General features: G+C 62.2%; 7 protein-coding genes. 3 read left to right on the plus strand and 4 right to left on the minus strand.

Going from position 1 to position 7,016, the window contains the following annotated elements:
- Positions 1–451: 451 nt before the first annotated feature.
- The 3 genes from metK to Q4G24_RS12615 are packed head-to-tail and all read right to left on the minus strand — an operon-like array spanning position 452 to position 3,328.
- Positions 452–1,627, minus strand: coding sequence for a methionine adenosyltransferase (gene metK / locus Q4G24_RS12605; RefSeq protein ID WP_303366892.1), 1,176 nt, complete (start codon positions 1,625–1,627; stop codon positions 452–454).
- A 1-nt stretch (position 1,628) separates the two neighbouring features.
- Positions 1,629–3,020 (minus strand): adenosylhomocysteinase, encoded by a 1,392-nt coding sequence (gene ahcY, locus Q4G24_RS12610; RefSeq protein WP_303366893.1) that lies wholly within the window; start codon positions 3,018–3,020, stop codon positions 1,629–1,631.
- Positions 3,021–3,067: 47 nt separating this feature from the next.
- A complete protein-coding gene (locus Q4G24_RS12615) occupies positions 3,068–3,328 on the minus strand; it encodes a hypothetical protein (RefSeq protein ID WP_303366894.1) in 261 nt (86 codons plus the stop codon).
- On the opposite strand from Q4G24_RS12615, the gene Q4G24_RS12620 reads away from it, so the two are divergent.
- From Q4G24_RS12620 to Q4G24_RS12630, 3 genes are read left to right on the plus strand one after another with little or no spacing between them, the layout of a single operon-like run.
- On the plus strand, positions 3,300–4,262 hold the full coding sequence (locus tag Q4G24_RS12620; protein WP_303366895.1) for a tripartite tricarboxylate transporter substrate binding protein: 963 nt from the start codon (positions 3,300–3,302) through the stop codon (positions 4,260–4,262). The two genes, Q4G24_RS12615 and Q4G24_RS12620, sit on opposite strands and share 29 nt — an antisense overlap.
- A gap of 9 nt (positions 4,263–4,271) precedes the next feature.
- The gene (locus tag Q4G24_RS12625) at positions 4,272–4,727 is read left to right on the plus strand and encodes a tripartite tricarboxylate transporter TctB family protein (RefSeq protein WP_303366896.1); all 456 of its coding nucleotides are present in this window, start codon (positions 4,272–4,274) and stop codon (positions 4,725–4,727) included.
- A 1-nt stretch (position 4,728) separates the two neighbouring features.
- Complete coding sequence (locus Q4G24_RS12630) at positions 4,729–6,207, plus strand: tripartite tricarboxylate transporter permease (RefSeq protein WP_303366897.1); 1,479 nt, start codon at positions 4,729–4,731, stop codon at positions 6,205–6,207.
- Positions 6,208–6,433: 226 nt separating this feature from the next.
- On the opposite strand, the gene Q4G24_RS12635 is transcribed toward Q4G24_RS12630, so the two are convergent.
- Entirely contained in the window at positions 6,434–6,943 is a 510-nt protein-coding gene (locus Q4G24_RS12635; protein ID WP_303366898.1) for a hypothetical protein, read from the minus strand.
- Positions 6,944–7,016: the final 73 nt, after the last annotated feature.

Below are 7,016 nucleotides of genomic sequence, written 5' to 3' on the forward strand. Positions count from 1 at the left end.
ACCGGCAGCCCTACACGAAAGCGATCTCAATATACTTCATATCAACCAGATATCCCCCTTCAAAGGGGGCAAGGGCTAAGATCAGGACTTGTTCCGTTGGTCAAGGTTCCACAGGCTGAAGGGCGACAGCGCCGCATCCTTTCGGCCTAGAGTATCCCCGAAAGGATGGCCCAAAACCGATGGTCTGCCCCCTGAACAGCCTCGGCCCCCGCAAAAATCAGCGGCCATTCCCGACATCACGGACGATCAGCGGCTTACCTTGCGCGAGAACGAAACTGTCCTATGGCATTAACCCTGCATGGGTGAACATCACCCGCAGCTGCCCTTTTCACCCCGGCGGCCTCGGACCATATCACCGCCCGATAACCGGGCCGCGCAAAGGGCCACATTCCATCCCGACAAAACGCGCAGTGATATAGAAAAGGCCGGGTCTGTCCCCGGCCTTTCAGGTTCAGATTGCGGCGCGCAGGGCCTCGGCCTTGTCGGTGGCCTCCCAGGAAAACGCCGTCGCGCCGTTCAGCGCATAGGGGTCGCGCCCGAAATGGCCATAGCTGGCGGTCGGGCGATAGATCGGGTGCAGCAGGTCCAGCTCGCGGATGATCGCAAAGGGGCGCAGGTCGAACACCTGCCGCACCGCAGCAATAATCTTGTCCACCGGCACCGTTTCCGTGCCAAAGCAGTTGAGCGAAATCGAGGTCGGTTCCGCCACACCGATGGCATAGCTGACCTGAATCTCGCAGCGTTTCGCCAGCCCTGCGGCAACGATATTCTTGGCCACCCAGCGCCCGGCATAAGCGGCCGAACGGTCCACCTTGGACGGGTCCTTGCCCGAAAATGCGCCGCCGCCATGACGGGCCATGCCGCCATAGGTGTCAACGATGATCTTGCGCCCGGTCAGGCCGCAATCCCCCACCGGGCCACCAATGACGAAATTGCCGGTCGGGTTGATGAAATATTTTGTCTGCGCCCCCAGCCATTCGGCGGGCAGCACGGGCTTGATGATTTCCTCGATCACCGCCTCGCGCAGATCTTCCAGCGAAATATCAGGGTTGTGCTGCGTGGACAGCACCACCGCATCAACCCCGGCGGGGCGGCCCTGATCGTCATAGCGCAACGTCAATTGCGATTTCGCGTCGGGGCGCAACCATGCCAGCGTGCCGTTGCGGCGCACCTCGGCCTGACGCTGCACCAGACGGTGCGCATAGGTCACGGGCGCGGGCATCAGCACATCGGTTTCATCCGAAGCATAGCCAAACATCAGCCCCTGATCGCCGGCGCCCTGCTCCTCCTCGGTGGCGCGGTCAACGCCTTGGTTAATATCGGGGGATTGCTTGCCGATAATATTGATGACCGAACAGGTCGAGCCATCGAACCCCACATCGGACGAGGTATAGCCGATGTCGTTAATCACCCCGCGCACGATGGATTCCAGATCGACCCAGGCATTCGTGCTGATCTCGCCCGAGATGATCGCCACCCCGGTTTTGACCATGGTTTCGCAGGCCACACGGGCGCGCGGGTCTTCGGCGATGATGGCGTCCAGAACCGCATCGCTGATCTGGTCGGCAATCTTGTCAGGGTGGCCCTCGGACACGGATTCCGAGGTGAAAATCTTATATTCGCTCATATCAATACCGATAGTGGTCCGATTTGAAGGGGCCTTCCGGGGTCACGCCGATATAGGCGGCCTGTTCCGGCGAGAGGGTCGAAAGTTTCGCGCCGACCTTATCCAGATGCAGCCGGGCGACCTTTTCATCCAGATGCTTGGGCAGAATATAGACGCCGGGCTGGTATTCATCGCCCTTGGTCCACAGTTCGATCTGCGCAAGGGTCTGATTGGTGAACGAAGCCGACATCACAAAGGACGGGTGGCCGGTGGCATTTCCAAGGTTCAGCAGCCGCCCTTCGGACAACAGAATGATGCGGTTGCCGGACGGCATCTCGATCAGGTCTACCTGATCCTTGACGTTGGTCCACTTGTGGTTTTTCAGCGCCGCAACCTGAATCTCATTGTCGAAATGGCCGATATTGCCGACGATCGCCATATCCTTCATCGCCCGCATATGTTCCAGCCGGATCACGTCCCGGTTGCCGGTGGTGGTGATGAAAATATCGGCGCTGTCGGCCACATCCTCCAGCAAGACGACCTCGAACCCGTCCATCGCCGCTTGCAAGGCGCAGATCGGGTCCACCTCGGTCACTTTGACCCGCGCCCCTGCCCCTTGCAGGCTGGCCGCCGAGCCTTTGCCCACGTCGCCATAGCCACAGACCACGGCAACCTTGCCCGCCAGCATCACATCCGTGGCGCGACGGATGCCATCGACCAGCGATTCCTTGCAGCCGTATTTGTTGTCGAACTTGGACTTGGTGACCGAATCGTTCACATTGATCGCCGGGAAGGGCAGCAGCCCTTTCTTGTGCAGATCATAGAGGCGATGCACGCCCGTGGTGGTCTCCTCGCTCACGCCCTTGATGGCGTCGCGTTGTGCGGTGAACCAGCCGGGGCTGGCCGCCAGACGACGCTTGATCTGCGCGAACAGGGCTTCTTCCTCCTCGCTGGTGGGGGTTTCGATCAGGTCGGTTTCGCCCGCCTCGACCCGTGCGCCAAGCAGGATATACAGGGTCGCATCGCCGCCATCATCAAGGATCATATTCGCCGTGCCCTCGGCAAACTGGAAGATCTGATCGGTATAGGACCAGTATTCCGGCAGGGTTTCGCCCTTGATCGCAAAGACCGGAATCCCCGCTGCCGCAATCGCCGCCGCCGCGTGATCCTGCGTCGAGAAGATATTGCACGAGGCCCAACGCACCTCTGCCCCAAGCGCCACAAGCGTTTCGATCAGCACGGCGGTTTGCACGGTCATGTGCAGGCTGCCCGCAATGCGCGCGCCTTTCAGCGGCTGCGCGGCCCCATATTCCGCCCGCAGCGCCATCAGCCCCGGCATTTCGGTTTCGGCAATGTCCAGTTCCTTGCGCCCGAAATCGGCAAGGGAAATGTCGCGGATGATATGATCGGTCATAGGAGGCCCTTGGCATAAGAATGGCCCCGGCCATAACACCCAAGCTGTTAAGATTCAATGAACGCCACCCGGCGCGGGCCGCATTTTGTTCCCCAGCCCCGCCGGATCGTCCATGGCTTGGCGCCAGCCGGTGCCGTCAGGGTTTCGGTCCCCATGCCATCACAGGGGCCATCGAGGCTGGCAACTGCGACATTCAGCAGCATCACCCCCTGCCCCGCACCATTGACAGCCCCGCCGCAAAAGCTGAACAAGCCCTGTCCCGAGCCAAAGGAGGCCACGATGACCCGCCACGTTTTTGCAGTCGCCACGCTTTGCAGCGCCCTTGCCACAGGGGCCTTTGCGCAGGACTGGCCGACAGCGCCGGTGCATATTTTTGTGGGCTTCCCGGCGGGATCGTCGCCGGACACCATCGCCCGGCTGGTGGCTGAACCGCTGGCCGCCGCGCTGGGGCAGCCGGTGGTGGTCGAGAACAAGCCCGGTGCGGGTGGCGTGATCGGCGTCCAGCAAATGCTGGCGCAGCGCGACAAGGATTACAATTTCGGCATCACCATCAACGGCCCGCTGACCACCGCAGAACGGCTGATCCCCGATCTTGGCTATAAGCCTGAGGACATTGCCCCGGTCGGGCTGATCGCCACCAGCCCGCTGGTTTTGGCGGTTGCGGCAGATTCCCCCGCCGACGATGTCGAAGGCTTTATCGAGGACGCCCGCACCGAGGCCGAAAAGGTCAGTTATGGCTCGGTCGGGGCCGGGTCCGGGGCGCATCTGGCCACTGAACTGTTCGCCAATGCCGCCGGAGTCAGCCTGTTCCATATCCCCTTCCAGAGCTACGCCGAGGTCACGACCGCATTGCTGGGCGGCGAGATCGACAGCGGCTTCATGGCCACATCGGCCGCACTGCCGCAGGTGCAGGCAGGCAAGCTGAAAATGCTGGGGATCACCTCGGCCGAGCCATTCGCGCAAGTGCCGGATGTGCCGGTTCTGGCCGGAAACGCTGGCCTGCCCGCCGATTTCCGGGCCGAATTGTGGAACGGCTTTATCGCCCCCGCGGGCACCAGCCCCGAGGTCATCACGCGGCTGAACGCCGAACTGAACACCATCCTGTCCGACGAAGCCCTGCGCGAGCGTCTGCTGGCGACCGGCTGGCAGGTCAGCCCCGGCACGCCGCAGGATATGGCGCAACGGATCGCGGATGACACCGCCATGTGGGGCGCGGTGATCGACCGGATCGAGGCGCAATAAGCAAAACAGATGCAGCGCAACTGGCAGGATATTATCTGGGGTGGCGTGATGGCCACGCTTGGGCTGGCGGTGGCGGCCTATGCGGCTGGCCATTACGACATTGGCAGCCTGCGTCGGATGGGGCCGGGTTTTTTCCCGGTGGCGCTTGGGGTTCTGCTGGCCGTGCTTGGCTTGCTGATCACCCTGCCCGCGCTGCGCCTGCACCCCAAGACGGAGCCGCAGCCCTTCGCCTGGCGTGAGGCTTTGGGCGTTATCGCTGCGCTGCTGCTGTTCGGGCTGCTGCTGAACCGGCTGGGCCTGCTGGCCACCACCGCGCTGTCGGTGCTGATCGCCAGCGCGGTTGCCCCGCGCAAAGGGCTTGGCTGGCGGCTGGTTCTGGCCGTGGCGGTTTCGGCGCTGACCTGGGTGCTGTTCATTCGCGGCCTGAATATGACGATCCCGGTGTGGCCCGTCTGGAGCAACTGACATGACGATGCTGGACGGGCTGATCCATGGGCTGACGGTGGCGCTGCAACCTTCGGTGCTGATCTACAGCCTGTTCGGAGCGGTGCTTGGAACATTGGTCGGCGTCTTGCCGGGCATTGGTGCCATGGCAGCCATCACCCTGCTGTTGCCGATCACCTATTACATCTCGTCCGAGGCCGCGCTGGTGATGCTGGCCGCCGTTTATTACGGGGCGCAATATGGCGGCGCGGTGGCCTCGATCCTGCTGCGGCTGCCCGGCACGCCGCAATCGGTGGTCACAACACTGGACGGCTATCCCATGGCCCAGCAGGGCCGCGCCGGGGTGGCGCTGTTTACCGCGATGGCATCGTCCTTTGCCGGGTCGATGCTGGGCATCCTGATCCTTGTCATGCTGGCCGGCTGGCTGTCGCAACTGGCCACGCAATTCGGCGCGGCAGAATATACCGCAATGATGGTGATGGGGCTGGTCGCCGCCGCAACCATTGGCGAGGGGCGGCCCGCGAAAAGCCTTGCGATGGTGGTGATCGGTGTGCTGCTGGGCTGTGTCGGAACGGATGTGAACTCGGGTGCGCAGCGGTTCACCTTTGGACAGGTGCAACTGATGGATGGCATCAATCTGGTGGCGCTGGCGATGGGTCTGTTCGGGCTGGCCGAGGTCATCGCCAACATCCGCAAGGCCGAGCGCCACGGCCCGCCCGCCCGCGTGACCCTGCGCCAACTTGTGCCAACCCGCGACGACCTGCGCCGGATGCTGGCCCCGATTGGCCGGGGCGTTACGCTTGGCGGCTTTTTCGGGGCGCTGCCGGGAACAGGCTCGACGATCTCATCCTTCCTCAGCTATGCGCTGGAACGCCGCGTTGCCCGCCAGCCCGAACGGTTCGGCAAGGGCGCAATCGAAGGCGTCGCCGGCCCCGAAGCCGCCAACAACACCGCCGCCATCACCGCTTTTGTCCCCACGCTGACGCTTGGCATCCCCGGCGATCCGATCATGGCGCTGATGCTGGGGGCGCTGGTCATCCACGGCATCCAGCCCGGCCCAATGATGCTGGGTGAACATCCCGATATGTTTTGGGGGCTGGTGGTCAGCTTTGCTATCGGTAACCTGTTTCTGCTGATCCTGAACCTGCCGCTCATCGGCATCTGGGTGTCCATGCTGCGCATCCCATTCCGCTGGCTTTACCCGGCGATTATCGTCTTTGTCTGCCTTGGGATCTATTCCGTGCGCGGATCGACCTTTGACATCGTGATGGTCGCGGGCATCGGTGCCATCGGCTATGCGCTGTCCTATGCCGCCTTCAGCCCGGCATTGCTGCTGCTTGGCTTTGTCCTTGGCCCGCTGATCGAGACCAACCTGCGCCGCGCCCTGCTGGTGTCACGCGGCGACCCGATGACCTTTATCGACCGGCCGCTGGCGCTGACCTTTACCCTTGCCACGCTGGCGCTGCTGCTGTTGCCGCTGCTCAGACGCCTGCGCAGATAGGAAATGGTGACCCCGACAGGACTTGAACCTGTAACCTGCCCCTTAGGAGGGAATGCTTCATCGCTTCTTTCCTTGTTTTATATCACAGTCTTATCAGGTCATACTTTGTGCGTCTGTACCTGATCTGTACAAAATCTCGCCCGAATCTCGTCCTCGGGCGTCTCGGGGTGGGTATAGATGCGCAGGGGCAAGGTGACGTCAGACCAACGCCCCAGCTTTGCCGCCGTCACCGGATCGACACCTTGCCGGATGACCAGTTCGGTAAAATATCCATGCCGACCGGCGGCGTGGGCAGACAGATAGGGGATGCCCGCCCTTTTACAGATCGTCCGCCAGCGTTTGTTATATCCGGTCGGACTGGCATAGCCGAAAACACGCGGCGCAAGTACGCACCAGTGCGGCGGTTGCGGGGGTACTTTGGTTTCAGCGCCATGATCTCAGCCATCATGTCAGGTGATACCGTCACCCAACAGCCTGCATGGCACTTTTGCGCTTTCAGCCAGACCTGTCGTTCATCCGGGCGCAGATCGTCCGGCGTGAAGCACACTGCCTGGTCAATTCGCGCCGCCGTCTGGCGCATAAAGCGCAGCAAGGCCGCGTTATGGGAATCTGCGGCGGCACAGAAGGCGTTAACCCAAGCCTGATCGGACGGCTTACGTTTGATCCGGCTCTGGCGGTTCCGTTTGCGGTCCTGGTTGATCAGCTCGAACTGTGAATAGCGGGTGACACGCAGCAATGGGGTTCCGACAACCTCATTGACCTGCCCCCCGAAAGATCCCTCACTTTAATGTAGAGTCTGCTCAACCGCG

The sequence above is a fragment of the Paracoccus sp. (in: a-proteobacteria) genome, from assembly GCF_030538695.1.
Lineage (GTDB): Bacteria > Pseudomonadota > Alphaproteobacteria > Rhodobacterales > Rhodobacteraceae > Paracoccus.

Excerpts from the sequence above, each read along its gene's own strand:
- metK (WP_303366892.1), bottom strand. The coding sequence starts at position 1,627 with ATGAGCGAATATAAGATTTTCACCTCGGAATCCGTGTCCGAGGGCCAC.
- ahcY (WP_303366893.1), bottom strand. The coding sequence starts at position 3,020 with ATGACCGATCATATCATCCGCGACATTTCCCTTGCCGATTTCGGGCGC.
- Q4G24_RS12620 (WP_303366895.1), top strand. The coding sequence starts at position 3,300 with ATGACCCGCCACGTTTTTGCAGTCGCCACGCTTTGCAGCGCCCTTGCC.
- Q4G24_RS12625 (WP_303366896.1), top strand. The coding sequence starts at position 4,272 with ATGCAGCGCAACTGGCAGGATATTATCTGGGGTGGCGTGATGGCCACG.
- Q4G24_RS12630 (WP_303366897.1), top strand. The coding sequence starts at position 4,729 with ATGACGATGCTGGACGGGCTGATCCATGGGCTGACGGTGGCGCTGCAA.